Genomic DNA, 21,276 nt, shown 5'->3' with positions numbered 1-21,276 from the left:
ACTCATATTTAATCAAAATTACAAAACATTATCATTCGATAACAATAACATAAACTCATTTCATCTTTAAATTGATAAAATTGCTGCTTATTACTTTTAATAAATTCCCCATTTTGCAAAAGCTTACAACCTATGAATTTAAAATTTACTTCGCCAATAATTATACTCTTTATAATATTCTTCAATCACACCATTTCAGCCCAAAACCAAAAGAATTTAGACGGCGTTCAGGTTGCATTTTTATCTGACGTTCACCTTCAGGATTTGTTTGGAAGCTTTTCTGATAATGAATTTAAAGGTGTTTTGAATACCAAAACCGGAAAATATGCGTTAATAAGAACGATGGCCTCGCAGTTACATTCGACGAGAATTTTCAATGAAAATTATTTTGCCTTCATCGCGGCTCTTGAAGATATTGCAAAAAGAAAAATAAAATATGTTGCACTTCCTGGCGATTACACCGATGACGGACAGCCGATACACGTGCGCGGATTGAAGAAAATTTTAGATCAGTACCAAAAAAAATACGGTATTGAATTTTTTATAACGACCGGAAATCATGATCCGGTTGGACCATTTGCTCAGGAATCGGGAAAAGAAGATTTTTTAGGAAAAGAAGGAAAAAGCCAACCCATTTTTAGCAAAGACGGCATGTATAAGCCAAACATGAATATCGAACAGCCAGTTGTCATAACAGCCGATATTGCTAAAATGGGTTATTTAGGCATAACCAATGATCTGCAAAACTTCGGTTTTTATCCGAATAAAAAATATAAATTCTGGTCGACTCCTTTTGCCAGTTATAATTCTCAAAACTACAATTACAAAAAAGCTGTTGAAGCTTCACAATTAACCAAAAGAGTTTACAATGTAGCGCCTGGATTTGAAGTTCCGGATGTAAGTTATGTTGTGGAACCAATCGACGGACTTTGGTTAATGGCAATTGACGGAAACGTTTATATTCCGAAGAAAACCGATGGCGATCCAAAAGATTCTAAAAGTTATTCTGAAGCAAGTACAGGTTATAATAATGTACTATCAAACAAAAAACACCTTATAAAATGGGTTCAGGATATTTCGGCGGAAGCCAAACTTCGCGGAAAAACTTTGGTTGCTTTCAGTCATTTTCCAATGATTGATTTTAATGATGACGCTTCCGCGGAAATAAAAGAATTATTAGGTCCGAATAAATGGCAACTAAACCGCGTTCCAGTTGAAGAAGTAGCGCAAGTTTTTGCCGATGCGGGATTGAAGATTCATTTTGGCGGACATATGCATATCAATGATACAGGATTGCGTACAACTGCAAAAGGTAATACTTTGGTTAATATTCAAACACCGTCGCTTGCAGCTTATATTCCGGCTTATAAATTATTGACAATCAAAAAAGATAATCTGGTAGATATTCAAACTATTACAATTGATGAGGTTAAGGGATTTGATGATCTTTTTGATTTGTATAAAATGGAATATCAGTTTTTACAAAGTCAAAACACAAAAGACATTTGGAATATCGATATTCTAAAAACTAAAAATTACCACGATTTCACCGATTTTCATTTGAAGGAATTGGTTCGTTTGAGATTTTTGTCAGATGACTGGCCTTCTGCTTTTAAGGATTTTATTCTGAATGTTTCGGCTAATGATTTATTGGTTTTGGTGAATATTCAATCCGATAAAGATTTTGATTTTATTCTGAAAAACAAATCACAATTCCAAAAAGAATGGAACGAAGCTGAATTGAAATCGGAACAAATTTTAGCTCAAAACAATCTAAAAAAAGAAGATTTTAACTGGACAGGAAATGATCTTTTAATTGACTTTTACCGTTTTAGAAGCGCTGATGAATTGGCTCTAGTTGATGTTGGAGAAAAACGTGTTGCAGCGTATAAAGTTTTATCGAAGTTGTATTTAGAGAATTCTAAAGAAGAAGCTTCTAAACCTTTGCAAAAACAAATGAAATTGTTTCTTGACATCTTTAACAAATTCATGCACGAAGTTCCTGCGGATCATTTTACAGTTGATTTGAAAACGGGTGAAGTTAAAAGTTTAAAGTAATTTTTAACCGTAAAAGCTAAACCCGACAGGTTTTAAAAAAACCTGTCGGGTTTGTTGTTTTGTATATATTTTTAACGCATACAAAGTTTTTAACGCAAAGTACGCAAAGGTTTTTCACAAAGTTTGCAAAGGTTTTAGTAAGTGTTTATTAATAAACTTAAGTTCACAAAGCTGTTATTGATAAAGCTTTGTGAACTTTGATTTTTATAAAATCTTCTTTAAAAAAGCTTTGCAAACTTTGCGAAAAACCTTTGCGCCCTTTGCGTTAAAAAAATCACAGCCACAACCTGAAAACTGTGACTGCGACTGTAAACTAAATCTACTTCCCTGAAGGAGTACCGTTAACCGGATCAACTCTCACAAAAGTCCCATCATCATATTTAATTTGATAAGGAGAATTAAAGAAAGTACTTGGCAGGTAATAATCAGTAGTGATGATTTGCGCGCCTGAAGTTTTTGCAGCGTTGAAATGCGTGTAATCATTTGCTCTTGCTTCTTTGGTATCAGCATCGGCTCTCGTTCTTATAATGTAGCCTTTTTTAACTAAATCGGCAATTGTAGCATCTTCAGGATTATTTCTGAATATTGTTGCGGCTTCTGGTTTCCCAGGCTCCGCGTTGATGAAAACCGCGCGTCCTTTTAATGACGGATGGTTTAAAGCGTATAAATCTCTTTTTGCTCCGTTATTATCCAAAATAAACAAGAATTTACCTTTTGCTTTTTTCAGTGTTGGCCAGTTATTGTTTAAAACCGCTTCTTCAAGCGTTTTGTATTTTCCACGAACCATATCTGGCGTAATAAGCTTATTCCCTAAACCTTTACGAAGTTCTTTATCTAAAGCATCAAAAAGTTCAGACGTGAATTTCTCCGCTTTTGTTCCCAAGTAGCTGTCATCGTCTTTTGGTTCTAAAGTAATAAAAACCGGAACGTGATCAGGATTTGCGTCAGACCATTTTTTTAGTTCTGCAAGACAGCCCTGAAGCGTGTAGCAAGAAGTTCTAAAATCGATATCTATCATATGAAAAACTTTAAAACCCGGTTTTTTCATTTCTCCATTTGGGTCATAAGCTTCTTGTGATTTTACAATGTCAAGACCTTTTGGGTGTACAAATTTTCCGCCTTGAGCATCCCCTTGAACATCAATTTCTAATTGGCGTAAACCTTTATTTAACTGATCTGTAAGGCTGATGTGTGTGTATTGTAAACCTTTTAGCGAACGTGTAGTATCTTTGGCCTGAATGAAATTGAATAAGTCAGGTTCGATATTATGACGATAACTGTTGTGCGAACCAATAACTTGTATCTGGTTAATTTTTAAATTCTCATTTTGCGCTTGACTCAATTGTACTGTCCCGGCAAAAAGCAATGCAAACAAAATTTGTTTCATGATTTTTAGATGAAATTAGGATTAAAAAGTATGGAGACGCAGCAAGAGAGAATTGCATTTTAGAGATTACTAATGTAGCGCCGCAATTTAATTTTTGTGTTAGCTAAACGAAAAGAAATAGCAAATCGATTATCATTTTTGCCCGAAAATCGTAGTATTAATAAAACAAAACAATTCAAAATTTAATTTAAAGATAACTTTCAGGCAAAAACTATTGGTATAACATTTCCTTATTTTACATCAATTAATACGATTAAAATAACCAATGAAGAATCCTGAAATTTTTGAAAAAACGTATACTGATTACTGGCAGAAACTCAATGCCTTCTCCTATACGATGACTCAGGATAAAGACTTGGCGCAGAATATTGTTCAGGATGTTTTTATTGATTTATGGGAACGAAAAGACGATTTAAATATCAATGCAATCGAACCTTATTTATTTAGAGCAGTAAAAAATCAGATCTTCAAACATTATCAAAATAATCGGTTCGACAAGACGATTATGGAAGATAAATTTGAAGATTACATTATCGACAACTTTCAGTCAATCGATCCCGAAGTAATGGATTTACTTTATTCCTTATTAGACCAACTTCCTGAAAAAAGAAAAGAGGTTTTATTAATGTATAAATTTCAAGATATGTCAATTGATCAAATTGCAGAAGAACTTGGAATTTCAAAACAAACGGTGAAAAACCAAATTTCATCGGCATTAAAAAAATTACGTGAAGGCTTGAAAGATCTGGTCTGGATAGCTCCAATTATCTTTTTTAAACAAAATTTTTAAGATAACTTTCTGTTAATGGTTTCATAATATTTCCGGATAGTACGATTTTAAACTTTCGGTACTTATAGGTAACAATAAGTATTATGATAAAAAGAATCAAGCATAGTTTAGAATATCTTATAGATAAAAGTTCTCGAAATAAAACTTCAGAGGCAGAAGAAAATCTGCTGAATAATTTTGCTTTAAGCGAATACCAAAATTCAAAATGGGATGAATCTTCAATGGGAAATTCTGTTGAAGTTTCTAAAAATATATACGACGGAATTCAACTTCGAATTGTACATAAAAAAGCATTCAATTTCAATCCGTACCTAAAATATATGGCTGCTGCCAGTATTCTTTTTCTTGCTGGTTTAGGTTTTTTCTTTAAGCCTGATTTTGCAAAAGAAAAACAATTATCATTTAAAACGTCATCGAATCCCAAATCTATCAAATTAAGTGACGGCTCGAAAATTTATCTGGCAGCAAACTCATCATTTCAGTATCCTGAAAAATTCGAAGGCGACGAAAGAAAAGTCGTTTTATTAAAAGGAAATGCCTTTTTTGAAATTGCCAAAGACAAAAAACATCCTTTCATCATCACTTCGGGCGAGCTTAAAACGAGAGTTGTGGGAACTTCATTTCACATTCAAATGTCAAAATCAAAATGTGAAGTCATTGTTGTAACCGGAAAAGTAAATGTGACTTCAAAAGGGCAGAGCGTTGATTTAGTTCCAAATGAAGAAGCACTTTTTCAATCACAAAAACTGACCAAACAACTGGCTGATAAATCATTTTTGGTCAATTGGTACAATACAGATGTGACTCTGGATCAGACTACACTTAAACACGTTATCACCATTTTACAATATAAATACGGAGTTTCATTTCAATACAATAATGAACAAGTATTAGCAATGCCTTTAACGGTATTTATTAAGAAAGACGCAACATTAGAGAATGTTTTAGAACAAATAAATTATATCACAAACCTAAAATTCAAAGTTTATGACGAAATAGTAAAAGTGGATTAAAAACAAAAAAAGCAGTTGCTGAGAACAACTGCCATTAATAATTAAGTATCGTAAAAAAACCAATAACTTAAATCATGTATTTTAAACCTTCTTATCTAAATCTAAAGAGTTTCATCTTTTTAGTACTAGCGTTACTAACCATTCAGAGTGGTTTTAGTAAAACTATCTTAAAAAAATCAAAAGTAGAAAATAAAATAGAAAAAGCTACACTTGTTTCTATTTTTTCAAAATTAAGCCAGCAGACTGACTATAAATTCAGTTACGGACAAGCTGTAATTGCCGATAATACATCATATGTTGTGGATTATAGTAAAGAATCGGTTACATCAATTTTGAGTGATCTTTCAAAAAAAGCTAATTTCAATTATAACATTAACGGAAAATTAGTTTTAATTCAAAAAACAGCTGCGTCTAAAGTTTCTAAATCAGTAGATGCTGAGAAAATCAAAGTAAAAGGAAAAATTGTTGACGAAAACAATGTTCCAATGCCGGGTGTAACGATTTTAGAAGCTACAACTAAAAATGCAGCAGTTAGTAATTTTGACGGAGAATTTGAACTTTCTGTTGAAGAAGGAAAAACGCTGGAAGTTGCTTATTTAGGATATAAAACTAAAACAGTTACTGCACAAAAAGGTTTCATGACTATTCAATTAGAACCAAATACTTCTGAACTAAGCGAAGTTTTAGTTGTAGGTTACGGAAAACAATCTAAAAAAGATGTTACCGGAGCGGTTACACAATTAGAAGCTGCAAATTTCAAACAAGGAGTTAACGTTTCTGTAGATAATTTAATTCAAGGAAAAGTTGCGGGTGTACGTGTGGTAAACACAAGTGGTGAGCCTGGAGCAGGAGTAAATGTTACCATTCGTGGAGTTGGATCTATCAGAAGTGGTAGTACACCTTTATTTGTTGTTGACGGAATGCCATTGACTAATGATGATGTGAGCCCTTCTGGAAGTAATGTTGGATTTGGTAATTCATCTGCAAAAAATCCATTAAACTTTTTGAATACAAGTGATATCGAATCGATTACGGTTCTTAAAGATGCTTCGGCTGCAGCAATTTACGGTGCAAGAGGATCTAACGGAGTTGTATTGGTTACAACCAAAAAAGGTTCAAAAGGAGAAGGAACATTAACTGTTGACTCTTATATGGGAGTTTCGACTGTTGCTAACAAATTAGACGTTTTAAGTGCAAGTCAATATAGAGGCGCTATTAAGGATAAAGCATTTGACCATGGTGGAAACACAGATTGGCAAGATGTAATTTACAGAAGTGCTGTTACTAAAAACAATGCATTGTCTTTTGCAAAACAAACAGAATCAGGTAATTATTATGCATCTGTTGCACAAATGGATCAGGAAGGGGTTATTCGTAACAGTAATTTCAAACGTCTTTCAGGTAGAATTAATGCTGCTGAATCATTTTTAGATAACAAACGTTTAAAAGTAAAAATGAATCTAACGGCAAGTGAAACTAAAGATGATGGTGTACCTACAAGTGATGATGGTGGTTCTAACGGACAGTTAATCGTTCATACTTTAATGGCAAATCCAACAAGATCAGTTTTTGATGCAAACGGAAACTACACAAACTTTAACATGAACGCGCATTATAATCCTGCTTATTTATTGAGTATTTATGAGGATCAAACGCGTACGTTGAGAGTTTTAGGAAATTTTGAAGCGTCTTTAAGAATTATTGACGGATTAGAATATAAATTAAACGTTGGTATCGATCGTTCTACAGCAGAAAGAAATACCACTATTTATCCAAACGTTACAGATTTGAACCCAAAAGGAAAATATGTTCAAAATAATTTAGATTCTAAAAATTCTTTAGTAGAGCATTATTTGACTTACAATGTTTCATTAGACAAACATAAAATTGAAGCTTTAGGTGGTTTCTCATATCAAAAATTTGAAAGATCAGGAACAAGTTTCAGTATTGACGGAATTGCTGCTCAGGGAGTTGGTATAAAACCATCAATTAATCCTGGATTTGCTGGAATTCAATCAGGAACTACAGGTTATGCTCAGGAAAATGAATTACAATCGTATTTTGGTAGATTAAATTATTCATTTAATGACAAATATCTTTTTACAGCTTCGATGAGAGCTGACGGTTCTACACGTTTTGGTGATAACAATAAATATGGTTACTTCCCCTCATTTGCTTTAGGATGGAATATATCTAAAGAAAGTTTCTTAGAGGATGCAACTGCAATAAATAACTTAAAGCTTAGAGCGAGCTGGGGACAAACAGGAAATCAGGAAGTTCAAAACAAATTGACTAAAGCAAGTTATTCATTATCTGGTCCAGACGGATATTATTTATATGATGATTTGAATTTGGTTAACGGAGTTTCTGTAACAAGAACAGCAAATCCTGATTTGAAATGGGAAGTTGTTACACAATACAATGTAGGTTTAGATTTCAGTTTATGGAATGATAAATTGTACGGAACTGTTGATTATTTCAACAAAACAACTACAGATGCGATCTTAAACGTTCCTTCAAGCCCTTTGAAACCAACAACAACGGTTTGGACAAATATTGACGGAAAAATCGTTAACAAAGGTTTTGAAATTATGTTAGGTTCTAAAATTGTTGATACTAAAGATTTTAGCTGGAATGTTGATGCAAACGGAGCAACATTAAACAATAAAATTGAGGACTTACCGGTTTCAGAAATCTTAACAGGAACTATTTCAGGACCTGGACAATCTGGAGTAAATGCAAACATTTACAAAAGTGGTTATGCAGCAGGTTCATTTTATTTGTTACAACATGTTGGTTTTGATGATAAAGGCGGAAACATCTTTAAAGATCAAAACGGAGACGGTAAAATTGATAACAGCGACAGAATTATAATCGAAGGAGCTTTACCAACTTTTTACTACGGATTTAATAGTGATATGAGATACAAAAACTTTAGTTTTTCATTCTCAATCATTGGTCAAACTGGAGGTTACTTGTTGAATAATACAGGATTGAATGCATTAAATATTAACAACCTTGCTTCTGACAGAAACGTTGCTACAGGTTATTATGAGTCTGGTGCAAACCCTACAAACTCACCAATTTTATCTACACTTTTCTTAGAAAAGTCTGATTTTATTAGATTGAATGCAGCTCGTATTGGTTACAATTTTGATTTAAAAGGTCTAAACTGGATCAACGGATTAACACTTTATGTAACAGGAAATAATCTGATCACAATTACAAACTATACAGGATATGATCCGTTAATCAACAGTCCAAAATCAAGCGGAGGAAATCAATCTATAGGTATTGATTACGCTGCTTACCCAACTTCGAGAACGTTCAGTTTTGGAGCAACTTTAAAACTATAAATCATGAAAACAAAGACATTTTTTAGCATAAAAATTATAACGATATTCTCTTTTATTTTTCTATTAAACAGCTGTACAGATCTTAATGAAGCTGTATTAGATGAAAAATTAGGAACTGATGCTACAGACCCTGCAGGTTCGCTTGCTGCAGCATATGACAGACTTGGAGACGGAACTTTTACAGATCACGGAGCTGTTTTTGCAATGCAGGAATATACTACAGATGAAGCTATTTTACCAACTCGAGGAAGTGACTGGGGAGATGGTGGAAAATGGAGAGATATGCATGAATTTACATGGAGTTCAAGTAATGCTATTATTGTGGGTAACTGGGATTTATTGACAAACGGAATTACACGTTCTTTAACTGCAATTAAATCATCTGAAGAAAACACTTTTCCTGAAAAGAAATTATTTTTAGCAGAAGCAAAAGCTCTTTTAGCGTATTATACCTATACTACATTAGATCTTTACGGACAAGCTCCATTTAGAGATCCGTTGAATGTAGATGCACCAATACAAATTTTAAAAGCAGATACTCAAATTGATCAATTAATCAAAGATGTTGAAGCTATATTACCTGATTTGGCAGATATTGGAACTCAAAGAACCTACCACGGAAGATTTACTAAACAAGCGGGTTATGCTTTTTTAGCGACAATGTATTTAAATCGTGCGACATTCAAAGATCGTTACAATGCTTCTTCAAATTTCAATTTTAATGAACCAGCAGTATCAGGTACAGGTACAGATATGGACCGTGTTATTTATTACACTTCATTATTGATTGATTCAGGGAAATTTAGTTTAGAAAGTGACTTTTTCAAAAACTTTGCAAGAGATAACGATAATGGTAAAGAGCTTATTTTCGCGATTTCTCAAAAGATAGATTATATCCGTAACGGATCTAACAGTTTTGCTTATGTATGTATGGAGCGTAACCAAAGAACATCTGCTTTAAACAGAGGTACAAATGCTGCATGTACAACTCCTGAATTTTACGCAAGCTGGGATGGAAACCATGATGATCCAAGATTTGAGCAGCATTATCAATATGCTGATGGTACATGGTTTATGAATGATGGTACAGATGTAAGTGTTCCTGCAACAGATATTGTTCCTAAAAGTAGTCCTGCTACTCCGTGGTTCCACTTTAACAGAGGTATCCAGGCCGGACCTCAATATGGTCCAGTATTATTAACTTCTGCAGCTTTTCAAATGGTAGGAAACCGTATTAAAGTTTCTCCATTAGTTATGGAAAAAAGTACTACTACGAGAATGGATTTTACACCATCATTAACATTTGCAGATCCTACAAAATCTGTTTTTGCTCAAAATGAAATCAATCAGGGTGCTCGTGTATTTAAATATGAGTTTGATCCAGAAGGAGGAAACGGTAACAGTAATGTTGATATTCCTTTATTCCGTTTAGGTGGAATGTACGCTATGAGAGCTGAGGCACTTTATAGAAAAGGAAGCACCGGACCAGCAATGGATGATTTAAACAAATTGCGTACAAGCAGAAAGAGAGAATCATTATTTGCAAATGCTCCTGGAAAAGCACTTACTTCATTAGATGCAAATCAATTATATAAAGAATTAGGTTTCGAATTATACTGGGAATTACAAAGAAGACCAGAGAGCATCCGTTTTGGAAAATTTGATTTAGCTGGAACAGCAAAAGCTGCTACTCAGCCATTCAGAAGATATTTTCCAATTCCACAAACAGTTATCGATCAAAAACTGTTTACTCAAAACCAAGGATACAATTAAGAGTTTGTGTTAGTTTATTTTTTATTTTTTTTGAAAAAAGCCTGTCTTCGAAAGAAGCAGGTTTTTTCTTTTAAGGGACGAAGGTTCAGAGATACAAAGTGACAAAGGTTTTTTATTGCAACGGGTTATATTAAATCGACAAAGATTTTCCGTAGAGACGCACAGCAGTGCGTGTAACATCGCGTGAGACAACACATGTTTATTGGAATGGAATATTGGACGTTAGACGCACTGCTGTGCGTCTCTACAGAAAAAACCTTTGTCACTTTGTATCTCTGAACCTTTGTCACTTAAAAAAACCTTTAAAATATATAATAAACAATTAAGAAAAATGTAAGATTTAACTGTTTTAAAATGAGTAAATTTGAGTAGTATTTGATAGTATATATCAAAATAATAAAACAACTATTTAAATAACTCAAAAAGTGTAAAAAATCATGATACATCAAATTGACACTACCGATAACATTGTTGCCTTTAGAGCATTGGCAGAAGTAACAAAAGAAGATTTTTTAACAGCTGTAGTTCCAGCAGTAGAACATTTGGTAAAGCAAACTAACGAAATCAATTTTTTATTGGTACTCGATACTGATATAGAAAACTTTACAGCCGGCGCATGGCTTCAGGATGCACTTTTAGGATTAAAACATTTAGGAAAATGGCATAGAGCAGCCATCGTAACAGATTCTGAAGATATAATCTCTTTTACAAACGGATTTAGTTATGTAGTTCCAGGAGAGTTCCACGGATTCAAAAAAGAAGCTTTTAACAAAGCCTTAAACTGGGTTGAAGGAAATATAAATTTGCCGGCTAATTAAAATTAGTTAATTAGGGAATGTGACAATTAGATAATTGAACATTCAGCAAATAAAATAAAAACATGACATTAATAGAAAATGCCCGTTAGGTTTAAAACCTTAACGGGCATTTTCGCAATTAGCAAACGTTCTCTTTTATTACTTTGCTACTTTTTTATAAACAGCTGCAGATAATAATGGCAGTGCAAGACTTCCAACAATTGCGGCAGCTTTATTGTGTCCGGTTTTCTTTAAAACAGCTCCAATCAAAATAGAACCAATTCCGGCAGCAGCCAGTTGTTTTACAGAAAGTTTGATGTTGTTATTTTCGATAGGTTTTATTCCGTGCAATAATGGGTCAATGAATTGTAAATTTTCCATGATTTTTATTTATTTAATTATACGTATTTCTATTTGTTACTATTTTTTTCGATATCAGTTTCAGTCTCAATTTTTTCAATTTCCACTTTTTCTTTTTTTATAGCTTGTCTAAGAAGTGCAAAAAGACTCATATAGATGTTTGCCATAAACACCAGCGAAAATCCGGCCAAAATGTAACCGCGCCAGTCGTTTAACAAAAGTTTATACTCTGTAAAAAATAAAAACCCAATTGTGACGTAATGACTAAAGCAGTATTCGCAGGTAAAAAGATAAAAGAACTTACGTGTCAGTAAAAACCTGTCATTTTTAGAATGTCTGACACACCATTCGTGAGGTTCTCTAAAAATCTCTTCGTGCGTTACAGTCCAGCTGATGCAGGCTATTGGAACAGCCAATACAAAAAGCCAGATAATTTGAGTTGCTATAGCCATAAACTGATAATGCTTAACTAGTTGTTACTCTCTCGGATGATTTTCAGGATAATGTTCAGCGTCAAAATCATCTAACTCTTCATCCTTGTCTAAATCATCTTCATAATTTAATTCCGGATCGTATTCGTCATCAAAATCATTTTCATCATCATCATTTGTCACAGCATCATCTTCATTAACAATTCTTTCCTCATTCGGAATATTTTCAGAATTTACATTCGGATTTTTTTCGAAATCCTGTTCGTGATGTTTCAAATCTTCAATAAATTCTTCCTGATATTGATACGGATCTTCATCTCTTGCATAATTATCATTATCAACCAGTGTATTTTGCTCTATAACATCAGGATCGCTTTCGCCAAATTCCCAATAATCTTCTTTCTTTAAATCCTGTTTGTATTGATCTTCATTAGAATACGTCCCATCTACAAGCGTATTTTGATCTATAAAATCGGGATCAGTATGACCGTAGTCAAAGTTGTTTTGCTTTTCCATGGCTTTACGTTTTAAAGTTGTGTTTTACAAAGTTAGCAAGCGCATAGGCGGAATGTTTTACAGGAAAATAAATTATAGTTGCATAATTAACAGTTGGTTATGTTGTAATTATGTTAGTAGATCTATAGTGTGTGTATCTATAATGTTCTTCAATAAAGAATACTAAAAAATTAAGTACACTTTATTTAATAAATTAATAAGTAAAAATCTGATAATTTATTCAGCCTAAACTATCTTTATTATAACTTTTGTTGGCTATATTAAATTCCAAGTTGGATTAGGTTTGCAAATTATTAATTAAAAATATTAAAGTGTTAATTTTAAACAATTCACAATCCGAGATTATTATCAAGGGAAGCTTTATTCTTGATAATATAAGTTTATATACTCGATTATATATTCAGCAATTATTTGAAGAAAGACAACAGACTTTTTATAAGATGGAATTAGAATTCCAAAAACTTAAAGTTTATATTGAAAAATACTTTAAAAATAGATTAAATCTAATCTTACCTTTAATAGAGAAAGTAATAACTGAAATAAATAATCTTAAATTAATAAATATTCTGATTATAAAAGAAGGTAATTGTAGAGTATGTAATACGGAATTAAAAATTATTGATACTCGTTTAGAAAACGAAAAGGATAGATACATTGTTTGTTGTAGTAATTGTACTAAAGAAATAATTAATGGGTTAAGAGAGTTAGAAAATCAAATAAAAGTTTGGCTTATTTAATGTTTTTTCTTTTAAATAAATATTGGTTAGAACCCTTAATCTTGTTTTAAACAGTTAAGTAATTTTTTCCATTAATCGAATTTACAGTCTAGGTAAAATTATATAAAAACCTGATTAATTTTTCTTATATAGTACTTACAAATTTAGCAATAAAGTTTAATTTTATAAATCTTTTTTATTTCATTAAATTTGACTTATCATAACACATTAAAACTTTTTACAGGAAATGTAATGTTAGAGACAATCCTAAATTTACTTGGATTAATACATAATTAAAGAATAAAAAAATATGAAAAAGCTATTTTTAATTTTACTTTTTTTATTGCAAATCTCCACTGTCTTTGCACAGAATCAGGTTGATGAACCTTCATCAAAAAAAATTATTGGAACTTGGTATAATGACGCGAACAGAAATGCAAAATGGATATTTGGTTCAGATGGAAAATTGTATAATTATGACAAGGATACTTTTAAAGTTATGTTTCGATATATCATTTCACATAGCTGTCAAAATAACTCAGATGATAATACTGAATTTATAACCTTAATGGATAAAGACGGAAATGAATTTTGTTTTAAAATAATTGCCATAAATGAGAATAAAAATGGGATTTTATCCTTAATTAAAATGGATACAATGCAGCCCCTTCGTTTTGTTAATAATGTAAATATTAAAAGCGGAATGTAATACCAAACGTTCCTAAGGAACGATATAAAAAATATTTTTTCGACCAATCAAATGTTCCATAGGAACATTTTTTTTGTTTTGAGTAATAAAACTTTGCGTCCTTGCGCCTTTGTGGCAAAATTTTTTAGGCATTAAATTTTCATTAACAAAAAGTAAGATTTCATTAGTTTATATTTGTAAGGCACAAATTAATCCTAAAGTGTTGTATCTCATGAAAATTAAGTCTTTTTTCTATATATTTCTATTTGGTATTTTTTCAATTTCAGCTTACAGTCAAAACGTGAAGCTGTTAAATATCAATCAGCTTAATGAAAGAATCAAAAACGGAAAAGACAGCACGTATGTAGTTAATTTTTGGGCAACCTGGTGCGCACCCTGCATCAAAGAGTTGCCACATTTCGAAAAACTCAGCGCAGAACACAAATCAGAGAAACTTGCCGTTTTATTAGTAAGCCTTGATTTTAAATCGAAATTAAATTCTAATGTCGTTCCTTTTGTAAAAAGAAAAAACCTGAAAAACGAAGTATTTCTTTTAAACGAAAGCAGTCCGCAGGAATTTATCGACCGAATCGACCCAAGCTGGTCAGGAAGTATTCCCGCAACACTTTTTATCAAAGATGATAAACGAAAATTTGTAGAAAGTGAATTTACCTATGAACAATTATTAACTGAATATAAAAAACTGTAAACCCGTAAACCATGAAAAAAATAATTCTATTATTCGCATTGGCACTTTCTGCTTTTTTAGCGCAGGCACAAAATGGAACAACTCTAAAAGCCGGAGATTCCGCACCGGATTTTAAGTTAAAAAATGTAGACAATAAAGAAGTTTCTTTTGAAAGTTTTCCAAATGCAAAAGGATATATCGTTGTTTTTACTTGTAATACTTGCCCTTACGCTGTAGGTTACGAGCAAAGAATCATTGATTTAGATAAAAAATTCAAATCACAGGGATATCCGGTAATTGCCATTAATCCAAACGATCCGGAAGCTTCAACAGCAGATACTTTCAATAAAATGCAGGATTTGGCAAAAGAGAAAAAATATCCTTTTCCATATTTATTTGACGCTGGGCAAAAAATTACTGACGAATACGGAGCAAAACGTACACCTCACATTTTTATCGTTTCTAAAACAGCAAAAGGAAACGTAGTAGAATATGTTGGAGCAATTGATAATGATCCGGAAGGAACAAAAGCAGAGAAAGTAAAATATGCCGAAGATGTAATTGCATCTTTAAAAAGCGGTCAAAAACCAGCTGTAACACAGACTAAAGAAATTGGCTGTACAGTAAAAAGAAAAGCAAAAGCTTAATTTACGAGAATTTAATTTGTTTAAAAAACGCCTCAGAATATGAGGCGTTTTTTTATGAAATAGTTTCGCTGATTTTCTGTTCTTTAAGTTCCAGTTCAGCAATAATTTGTCTTTTCATTATTGTCTGAATATAGTCTTTTGCTTCGGCATAAGAAATATCATATTTACGTGGAATATCCTGAAAATGAACAGGAAAATCAGTCAGTAATTTATCGTAATAAAGATTCAGTTCTTTTTCAGTTGGCATTTCAAATTTTAGTTTAATTTGAAATCTTCGAAGCAAAGCCGTATCAATACTGTTGTAAAAATTCGTAGCGCAAATCAACAAACTATCCGTAGGTAAATAATCAATTAATTGAATAATCGTGTTTACTAAACGTCTCATTTCGGCAACATCTTTATCGTCACTTTCACGACTTTTTCCAATTTGATCAAATTCATCCAAAAATAAAACCGCTTTTTCGCGAATCGCTTTGTCGAAAATCGCCTTTACATTTTTAGAAGTTTCACCAATTTTGGCATTGATTAAAGTACTAAGATTTATAATAACAATGCTTTTATTTAAAGCCGTTGCAATAGCTTTTGCAGTTGTCGTTTTTCCGCAGCCCGAATGTCCGTGAAGCAGAATTTTATTATCAACTTTAAGGTTGTATTTTTTTAATTCCTCAATATATTTGTGTTCTTTTATACTCTGAAGTAAGGCAGATTTATTCTCTTCGCTAAAAAGCAGATCTTCAAGCGCAATTTTTTCAGTATCGGTTACAACCAGTTCGTACAGATTCATTTGAGATTTTATTTCGTGCAAAATTAAGTTTTATTCTGCAATATTTTCATTCCAGATTTCTTTCCCTAAAAAACGGTTTCCAAAAATAGAAGTTCCAATTCGCACCATGTTGGAACCTTCGGCAATAGCCAATTCTAAATCCTGAGACATTCCCATTGAAAGTTTTAAATTCGTTATTCCATCAATTTTTGCATCGTAAATTTCATCTCTTATTTCTCTCAGCAAACGAAGCGACGGACGCATTTTTTCTTTCTCTACATCTAATAACCCAATCGTCATTAATCCTTTGATTTTTAAAGTATCATATTTCCTGATTTCTTTTATAAAAGAAATAACTTTTGAAGGTTCTAATCCAAATTTACTTTCTTCAAAAGAAGTGTTGACCTGAATAAAAACATCAAGATTTCGGTTTTCTTTTTGAAGCTGTTTGTGTAATTCTTCTGCGAGACCTAACCGATCCAGAGATTGAATACAGCTCACATATTTCAAAACATCTTTGACTTTGTTAGTTTGCAAATGACCAATAAAATGGCGTTCGATTTTTAAATCTTTTAATTCAGAATCCTTATCTCGAAATTCCTGCATTTTATTTTCACCAATCAGGTTTTCTCCGGCTTCGATTGCAATTCGTATTCTCTCGGCAGGAACAGTTTTGGTAGCCAATAACAATTGAACATCAAAAACATCTCTGCCCGAAAGTTTACAGGCATTTTCAATGCGATCATGAACCTGCTTCAAATTAAAAATAATATCCTCTTTCATGTTACAAAGGTATTGCAATCGTGGAATGTAAAAAAGATCCAGTTTTTTCTATATGAACTAGTCCAGATTATGGAAAGAACCAGACCAGAAAATGCTCAAAAATGACAAAACTGGATTATTTAATGGTTAGGTATCCTGCCTAATTTTGTCTCGGCAATAAAGTCAAATTAAAATCAAATCAAAATGAGTAAATCAATTTTTTATCATGCAGGTTGTCCAGTTTGCGTAAGCGCAGAACACGACATTTTAAATTTAGTAAAAGATGTTGAAGTAGTAAACATCGGAGAAGACAGATCTCGAATTGCTGAAGCTCAAAAGGCTGGTATAAAATCAGTTCCGGCTTTGGTAACGCCAAACGGAAATGTATTGCACATTAATTTTGGTGCTTCTATGGAAGAAGTGATTGGGTAAATACAAATAGTCTTCAAACTTTGTCAAAGTTTTAAACTTTGACAAAGTTGAATTATTAGAGAAAATAATATACTTAAAACAAAATAAGGAATTTAATTTTAAACACATAGAAACATAGATTTTTTCTTTTAAAAAGAGAGCAAAAAGAAACTAGTTTTTAACACATAGCTATGTTTGTTTGTTTAAACACAAGTGAAACGCCTTTACTACGCTTTAAAACTATGTCCCTATGTGTTTAAAAATAACAACACAACAAATAAAATATATAAATAAGATGAAAGTAGCAGTATGGGATACTTATGTAACCCGAAAAGACGGTAAAATAATGCATTTTGATATTTTGGTTGATGAAACTACAGAAGATGCAAACCAAGTTTATGAATATGGAAAAGCATACCTTAAAACAGTTTTACAAGAAGGTCAGCCTTTGACCTCAAAAGAATGCAGATTTTGTCATATCGACAAAGCACCTGCAGATATTGAAAATCAAATTCTTAAAGACGGTTTTTCGATTATTGAAATGGAAAACTGTTATTAATTTTTCGTTTAGAATTATTAATTCATAGACTGAAAGTGTGGGGGCTTTCAGTCTATTTTATTTGTTATAATTATGAAAAACATCTTCAATTTAGAAACACAAAACAATAGTTTAGACGGAAAAATTACAGCAGGATTTGAACGCTTGTCTCAGGTTTTCCGAGTTTTGTTATGGGAAAAAGCTAAAAAGCACGATTTGAGTCCGATACAGATTCAGGTTTTGATATTTATAAAACATCACACCAAAAATAAAGCAACCGTAAGTTATTTGGCGAAAGAATTCCATTTAACAAAAGCTACGATTAGCGATACCATTAAGATTTTGGAACAAAAAGAATACATTACAAAAGTTGTAAATGTCAGCGATTCCAGAAGTTCTACAATCGAGCTTACAGCAAAAGGTTTAGAAATGGTTTTGGTGACTGAAGATTTTACAGATCCTTTATTTGATTTGGTAAAAATAGTACCCGAAAAGGAGAAATCGGTTTTGTGGAAAAATCTCAGTTCTGTAATTAAACAATTGCATCATTTACAAGTTATAAATGTTCAAAGTACGTGTCACAATTGCGGTTATTTTGTACAGCAAAACGGAAATAACTATTGCCGATTAATGGACATTCAATTAGAAACAAAAGACATCAGATTAGATTGTAACGATCACAAACCGGCTCGTTTATAAATATTTTGAAATTGCTTTTATTCCTTCTTCCATTTGCTCTTCTGTAAGGGATGCATATCCTAATCTAAATCCGTTTACTGGACTACCAAAACTGAATTTTTCCGGAGTCATTAATTTGATTCCTTTAGAAAGCAATTCGGTACAAACTTTTTGGGTATCGACAATTTTATTCGGAACTATCCAAAATGCCAAGCCACCTTCAGGTTTAATAAAAGTAATTTTATCTTTTAAATGAAGTTTACAAAGACTTTCAAAATGGTCTCTTTTAGCTTTATAAATGAGGTTTGTTTTTTTGAGATGCCTTTTGATTTTTCCTTCGTTTATAAGATGCAGAACCGCTTCTTCCATAATATTATCGCCCTGAACATCAATTATTCTGCGGTGATTCGCTATTTTTTCGATATTTTGAGAAGAACTTGCAACATAACCAATACGCAGAGCAGGAGCCACAATTTTACTCAAAGTTCCAATATAAATAAAGTTTTTTGCATTGCTGTAACTTGAAATCGGAAGAATTGGGCGTTGTCCGAAATGAAACTCATTATCGTAATCATCTTCAATAATCGTAAATCCGTATTGATTAGAAAGTTCAATAAGTTTTAATCTCTTTTTCAAACTCATCGTAACCGTAGTTGGAAACTGGTGATGCGGCGTTACATAAATCGCTTTTACAGAAGAATGTTTTTTAAGATGATTTTCGACTTCTTCTAAATCTAAACCATCTTTATTAACATTAACCGGAAGCAGATTCGCACCGGCATTTTCAAAAGCTTCCCAGGCAGGTTTATAACCAGGATTTTCGATTATAACATAATCTCCTTTTGATAATAAACAATGCGCCGCCAGATACATCGCCATTTGACTGCCGCGCGTTATACAGATTTCATCTAGAGAAACATTCATTCCGCGTTTAAAATTCAGCATTTGTACAATCGCTTTTCGAAATTCTATATTTCCAAGTTCATTGCTGTAACCCATAATCTGCCAACGTGATTTTCTGTTGAATATCTCGCGATAAGCACGCGCCAAATCGTTCATAGGAGCGAGGCGGCTGTCGGGAAGTCCGTCATCAAAAATAAGATGTGGTTTATGATTTTCGACTGCAACATTAACTTGAGTTTCTGCTTTTTTATTTATGCTGATTTCAGGAAGAATATCGGCAATAAAAGTTCCTTTTCGATCCATTGTAATCAGCCAGCCTTCGGCAATCAAAACATCTAAAGCTTCAATTACCGTATTTCGGTTTACATTTAATAGTCCAGCAAGTTGTCGGCTTCCGGGCAAAGCATTTCCGCTTGTAAGTTTACCGGATTTAACCGCATTGATTATAGCATCAGCAATTTGCAGGTAAAGTACTTTGTCTGATTTTTTGTCTAAATGAATTTCAAATTGCCATGGTCGTAACATCTGGACTAGTTGTTTATATTAAAACTGTGTTATATGTACAGTCCAAAGTTACGATATTTTTGTCATGCAATAATGCATCAACTAAAATATAATTACCATGGAAACGAAAGAAAAAAAATTCTCGTCTAAAGATTTTCACCAAACTTTTGCAAGACCAAGTTTTGTAATGCCGGACAAATTAATTCACAGAAATGTAGAAAATGCCGGAGAACACAATCAATTTTCTACAGAAAGAAAACATCCGGTGTTTTTTGTGGATTTGCCAAGTAAAAATGTAAGTATGACCATTGGCGGACTGCTTCCGGGACAGCTTACCAACCGACACAGACATACTTATGAAACACTTTTGTATGTAATTGAAGGTTCTGGTTATACCGAAATTGAAGATCAAAAAGTAGAATGGAAAGCTGGTGATGCCGTTTATATTCCGGCCTGGACCTGGCACAGACACCAAAATTTGAGTAATACTGAAAATGCAAAATATATCGCAACAGAAAACGCGCCTCAATTGCAAAATTTAGGTGTAGCATTAAGAGAAGAAGAAGGCAGGGATTTATAAAACAGAAACCAGATGAAAAACACACAATTTAAAGGTATTATCGCTTATCCTATTACTCCTTTTGATGAAAATGAAAAGGTTGATATTTCGCTTTATAAACAATTACTGGAACGATTAATTGTTTCTGGTTCTCACGCCGTTGCTCCGTTAGGGAGCACGGGCGTGATGCCGTACTTAAATGATGAAGAAAAGGAAGCGATTACAGAAGCTACAGTTAATCAGGTAAAAGGAAGAGTTCCAATTTTAGTGGGTGTTTCTAACCTGACTACAGAAAGAACTATTTATCACGCAAAAGCAGCCGAAAAAGCGGGCGCAGATGCCGTTATGATTATCCCGATGAGTTATTGGAAATTGAGCGATGACGAAATCGTAAAACATTATGATGCAGTTGCCAATCAAATTTCGATTCCCATAATGGCATACAATAATCCGGCTACGGCGGGAGTAGATATGTCTCCGGCATTATTGAAACGAATTCTTGAAATCCCAAACGTTACCATGATTAAAGAAAGTACGGGCGATGTGCAGCGAATGCATTATTTAAAGAAGGAATTAGGAGAAAATGTAGCCTTTTATAACGGTTCAAATCCGCTGGCACTTTCTGCATTTGCGGCGGGAGCAACGGGCTGGTGTACTGCAGCTCCTAATTTGATTCCGGAATTGAATATTGCTTTGTACAATGCTGTTCAGGAAAATGACTTTCAGAAAGCGCAAAAGTTATTTTATAAACAAATCAATTTATTGCGATTTATTGTAGAAAAAGGACTTCCGAGAGCGATTAAATCAGGATTGCACATTCAGGGAATTGAAGGCGGACATTTAAGAAAACCATTGCAGCCTTTAACAGAAAAGGAAATCAGTGATCTTCACAATATTTTGAAATTAGTCAGCAATTAAAATTGGAAAGGGATCGTTTA

22 protein-coding genes are annotated in these 21,276 nt (G+C 32.8%); 15 read left to right on the top strand and 7 right to left on the bottom strand.

The window, feature by feature from the left end; genetic code table 11:
• Positions 1-132: 132 nt before the first annotated feature.
• Positions 133-2,058 carry a metallophosphoesterase family protein gene (locus B3C18_RS15580; RefSeq protein WP_291148444.1) on the top strand — a complete coding sequence of 642 codons (1,926 nt, stop codon included), beginning with the start codon at positions 133-135 and terminating at the stop codon, positions 2,056-2,058.
• Between the two features lie 319 nt (positions 2,059-2,377).
• Here B3C18_RS15580 and B3C18_RS15575 read toward each other — a convergent pair whose 3' ends face one another.
• Positions 2,378-3,445: a phosphatidylinositol-specific phospholipase C1-like protein gene (locus B3C18_RS15575; RefSeq protein ID WP_291148441.1), complete on the bottom strand. Its 1,068-nt coding sequence runs from the start codon at positions 3,443-3,445 to the stop codon at positions 2,378-2,380.
• A gap of 265 nt (positions 3,446-3,710) precedes the next feature.
• On the opposite strand from B3C18_RS15575, the gene B3C18_RS15570 reads away from it, so the two are divergent.
• The 5 genes from B3C18_RS15570 to B3C18_RS15550 all read left to right on the top strand — a co-directional run bounded on the left by B3C18_RS15570 (position 3,711) and on the right by B3C18_RS15550 (position 11,195).
• Positions 3,711-4,235: an RNA polymerase sigma-70 factor gene (locus B3C18_RS15570; RefSeq protein ID WP_291148439.1), complete on the top strand. Its 525-nt coding sequence runs from the start codon at positions 3,711-3,713 to the stop codon at positions 4,233-4,235.
• An 83-nt stretch (positions 4,236-4,318) separates the two neighbouring features.
• Entirely contained in the window at positions 4,319-5,248 is a 930-nt protein-coding gene (locus tag B3C18_RS15565; protein ID WP_291148436.1) for a FecR family protein, read from the top strand.
• 74 nt (positions 5,249-5,322) lie between these two features.
• Positions 5,323-8,604 carry a SusC/RagA family TonB-linked outer membrane protein gene (locus B3C18_RS15560; RefSeq protein ID WP_291148433.1) on the top strand — a complete coding sequence of 1,094 codons (3,282 nt, stop codon included), beginning with the start codon at positions 5,323-5,325 and terminating at the stop codon, positions 8,602-8,604.
• A gap of 3 nt (positions 8,605-8,607) precedes the next feature.
• Positions 8,608-10,377: a RagB/SusD family nutrient uptake outer membrane protein gene (locus B3C18_RS15555; protein ID WP_291148432.1), complete on the top strand. Its 1,770-nt coding sequence runs from the start codon at positions 8,608-8,610 to the stop codon at positions 10,375-10,377.
• Positions 10,378-10,814: 437 nt separating this feature from the next.
• Positions 10,815-11,195 (top strand): STAS/SEC14 domain-containing protein, encoded by a 381-nt coding sequence (locus B3C18_RS15550; protein ID WP_291148430.1) that lies wholly within the window; start codon positions 10,815-10,817, stop codon positions 11,193-11,195.
• 138 nt (positions 11,196-11,333) lie between these two features.
• On the opposite strand, the gene B3C18_RS15545 is transcribed toward B3C18_RS15550, so the two are convergent.
• From B3C18_RS15545 to B3C18_RS15535, 3 genes are read right to left on the bottom strand one after another with little or no spacing between them, the layout of a single operon-like run.
• Positions 11,334-11,555, bottom strand: a complete 222-nt coding sequence (locus B3C18_RS15545; protein ID WP_291148428.1) for a PrgI family protein — start codon at positions 11,553-11,555, stop codon at positions 11,334-11,336.
• A gap of 29 nt (positions 11,556-11,584) precedes the next feature.
• Entirely contained in the window at positions 11,585-11,986 is a 402-nt protein-coding gene (locus B3C18_RS15540; protein WP_291148427.1) for a hypothetical protein, read from the bottom strand.
• Positions 11,987-12,010: 24 nt separating this feature from the next.
• On the bottom strand, positions 12,011-12,481 hold the full coding sequence (locus B3C18_RS15535; RefSeq protein WP_291148425.1) for a hypothetical protein: 471 nt from the start codon (positions 12,479-12,481) through the stop codon (positions 12,011-12,013).
• A 440-nt stretch (positions 12,482-12,921) separates the two neighbouring features.
• Here B3C18_RS15535 and B3C18_RS15530 point away from each other — a divergent pair, with 440 nt between their 5' ends.
• From B3C18_RS15530 to B3C18_RS15515, 4 genes are all read left to right on the top strand, one after another.
• On the top strand, positions 12,922-13,218 hold the full coding sequence (locus tag B3C18_RS15530; protein WP_291148423.1) for a hypothetical protein: 297 nt from the start codon (positions 12,922-12,924) through the stop codon (positions 13,216-13,218).
• Between the two features lie 289 nt (positions 13,219-13,507).
• A complete protein-coding gene (locus B3C18_RS15525) occupies positions 13,508-13,906 on the top strand; it encodes a hypothetical protein (RefSeq protein WP_291148421.1) in 399 nt (132 codons plus the stop codon).
• Positions 13,907-14,117: 211 nt separating this feature from the next.
• The gene (locus B3C18_RS15520) at positions 14,118-14,594 is read left to right on the top strand and encodes a TlpA family protein disulfide reductase (protein WP_291148419.1); all 477 of its coding nucleotides are present in this window, start codon (positions 14,118-14,120) and stop codon (positions 14,592-14,594) included.
• Between the two features lie 11 nt (positions 14,595-14,605).
• Entirely contained in the window at positions 14,606-15,220 is a 615-nt protein-coding gene (locus B3C18_RS15515; RefSeq protein ID WP_291148417.1) for a thioredoxin family protein, read from the top strand.
• A gap of 52 nt (positions 15,221-15,272) precedes the next feature.
• On the opposite strand, the gene B3C18_RS15510 is transcribed toward B3C18_RS15515, so the two are convergent.
• Together B3C18_RS15510 and B3C18_RS15505 are read right to left on the bottom strand one after the other, a co-directional pair.
• Positions 15,273-16,004: an AAA family ATPase gene (locus B3C18_RS15510; RefSeq protein ID WP_291148415.1), complete on the bottom strand. Its 732-nt coding sequence runs from the start codon at positions 16,002-16,004 to the stop codon at positions 15,273-15,275.
• Between the two features lie 30 nt (positions 16,005-16,034).
• Positions 16,035-16,766, bottom strand: coding sequence for a YggS family pyridoxal phosphate-dependent enzyme (locus tag B3C18_RS15505; RefSeq protein WP_291148413.1), 732 nt, complete (start codon positions 16,764-16,766; stop codon positions 16,035-16,037).
• Between the two features lie 183 nt (positions 16,767-16,949).
• On the opposite strand from B3C18_RS15505, the gene B3C18_RS15500 reads away from it, so the two are divergent.
• The 3 genes from B3C18_RS15500 to B3C18_RS15490 all read left to right on the top strand — a co-directional run bounded on the left by B3C18_RS15500 (position 16,950) and on the right by B3C18_RS15490 (position 18,393).
• Complete coding sequence (locus B3C18_RS15500; RefSeq protein ID WP_053471916.1) at positions 16,950-17,177, top strand: thioredoxin; 228 nt, start codon at positions 16,950-16,952, stop codon at positions 17,175-17,177.
• A 274-nt stretch (positions 17,178-17,451) separates the two neighbouring features.
• On the top strand, positions 17,452-17,715 hold the full coding sequence (locus B3C18_RS15495) for a DUF2024 family protein (RefSeq protein WP_291148410.1): 264 nt from the start codon (positions 17,452-17,454) through the stop codon (positions 17,713-17,715).
• A 72-nt stretch (positions 17,716-17,787) separates the two neighbouring features.
• The gene (locus B3C18_RS15490) at positions 17,788-18,393 is read left to right on the top strand and encodes a MarR family winged helix-turn-helix transcriptional regulator (protein WP_291148408.1); all 606 of its coding nucleotides are present in this window, start codon (positions 17,788-17,790) and stop codon (positions 18,391-18,393) included.
• Here B3C18_RS15490 and B3C18_RS15485 read toward each other — a convergent pair.
• Positions 18,388-19,800 (bottom strand): PLP-dependent aminotransferase family protein, encoded by a 1,413-nt coding sequence (locus B3C18_RS15485; protein WP_291148406.1) that lies wholly within the window; start codon positions 19,798-19,800, stop codon positions 18,388-18,390. The genes B3C18_RS15490 and B3C18_RS15485 overlap by 6 nt on opposite strands.
• A 97-nt stretch (positions 19,801-19,897) precedes the next feature.
• Between B3C18_RS15485 and B3C18_RS15480 the strand changes: the two genes are divergently transcribed.
• On the top strand, positions 19,898-20,359 hold the full coding sequence (locus tag B3C18_RS15480) for a cupin domain-containing protein (protein ID WP_291148404.1): 462 nt from the start codon (positions 19,898-19,900) through the stop codon (positions 20,357-20,359).
• Positions 20,360-20,371: 12 nt separating this feature from the next.
• On the top strand, positions 20,372-21,256 hold the full coding sequence (locus B3C18_RS15475; protein ID WP_291148403.1) for a dihydrodipicolinate synthase family protein: 885 nt from the start codon (positions 20,372-20,374) through the stop codon (positions 21,254-21,256).
• The last annotated feature ends 20 nt before the right edge of the window (positions 21,257-21,276 follow it).

The organism is Flavobacterium sp. UBA7680 (assembly GCF_002482975.1).
Lineage (GTDB): Bacteria > Bacteroidota > Bacteroidia > Flavobacteriales > Flavobacteriaceae > Flavobacterium.
Note: the sequence above shows the minus strand (reverse complement) of the source record. Positions and strands in the feature narration are given on the sequence as shown.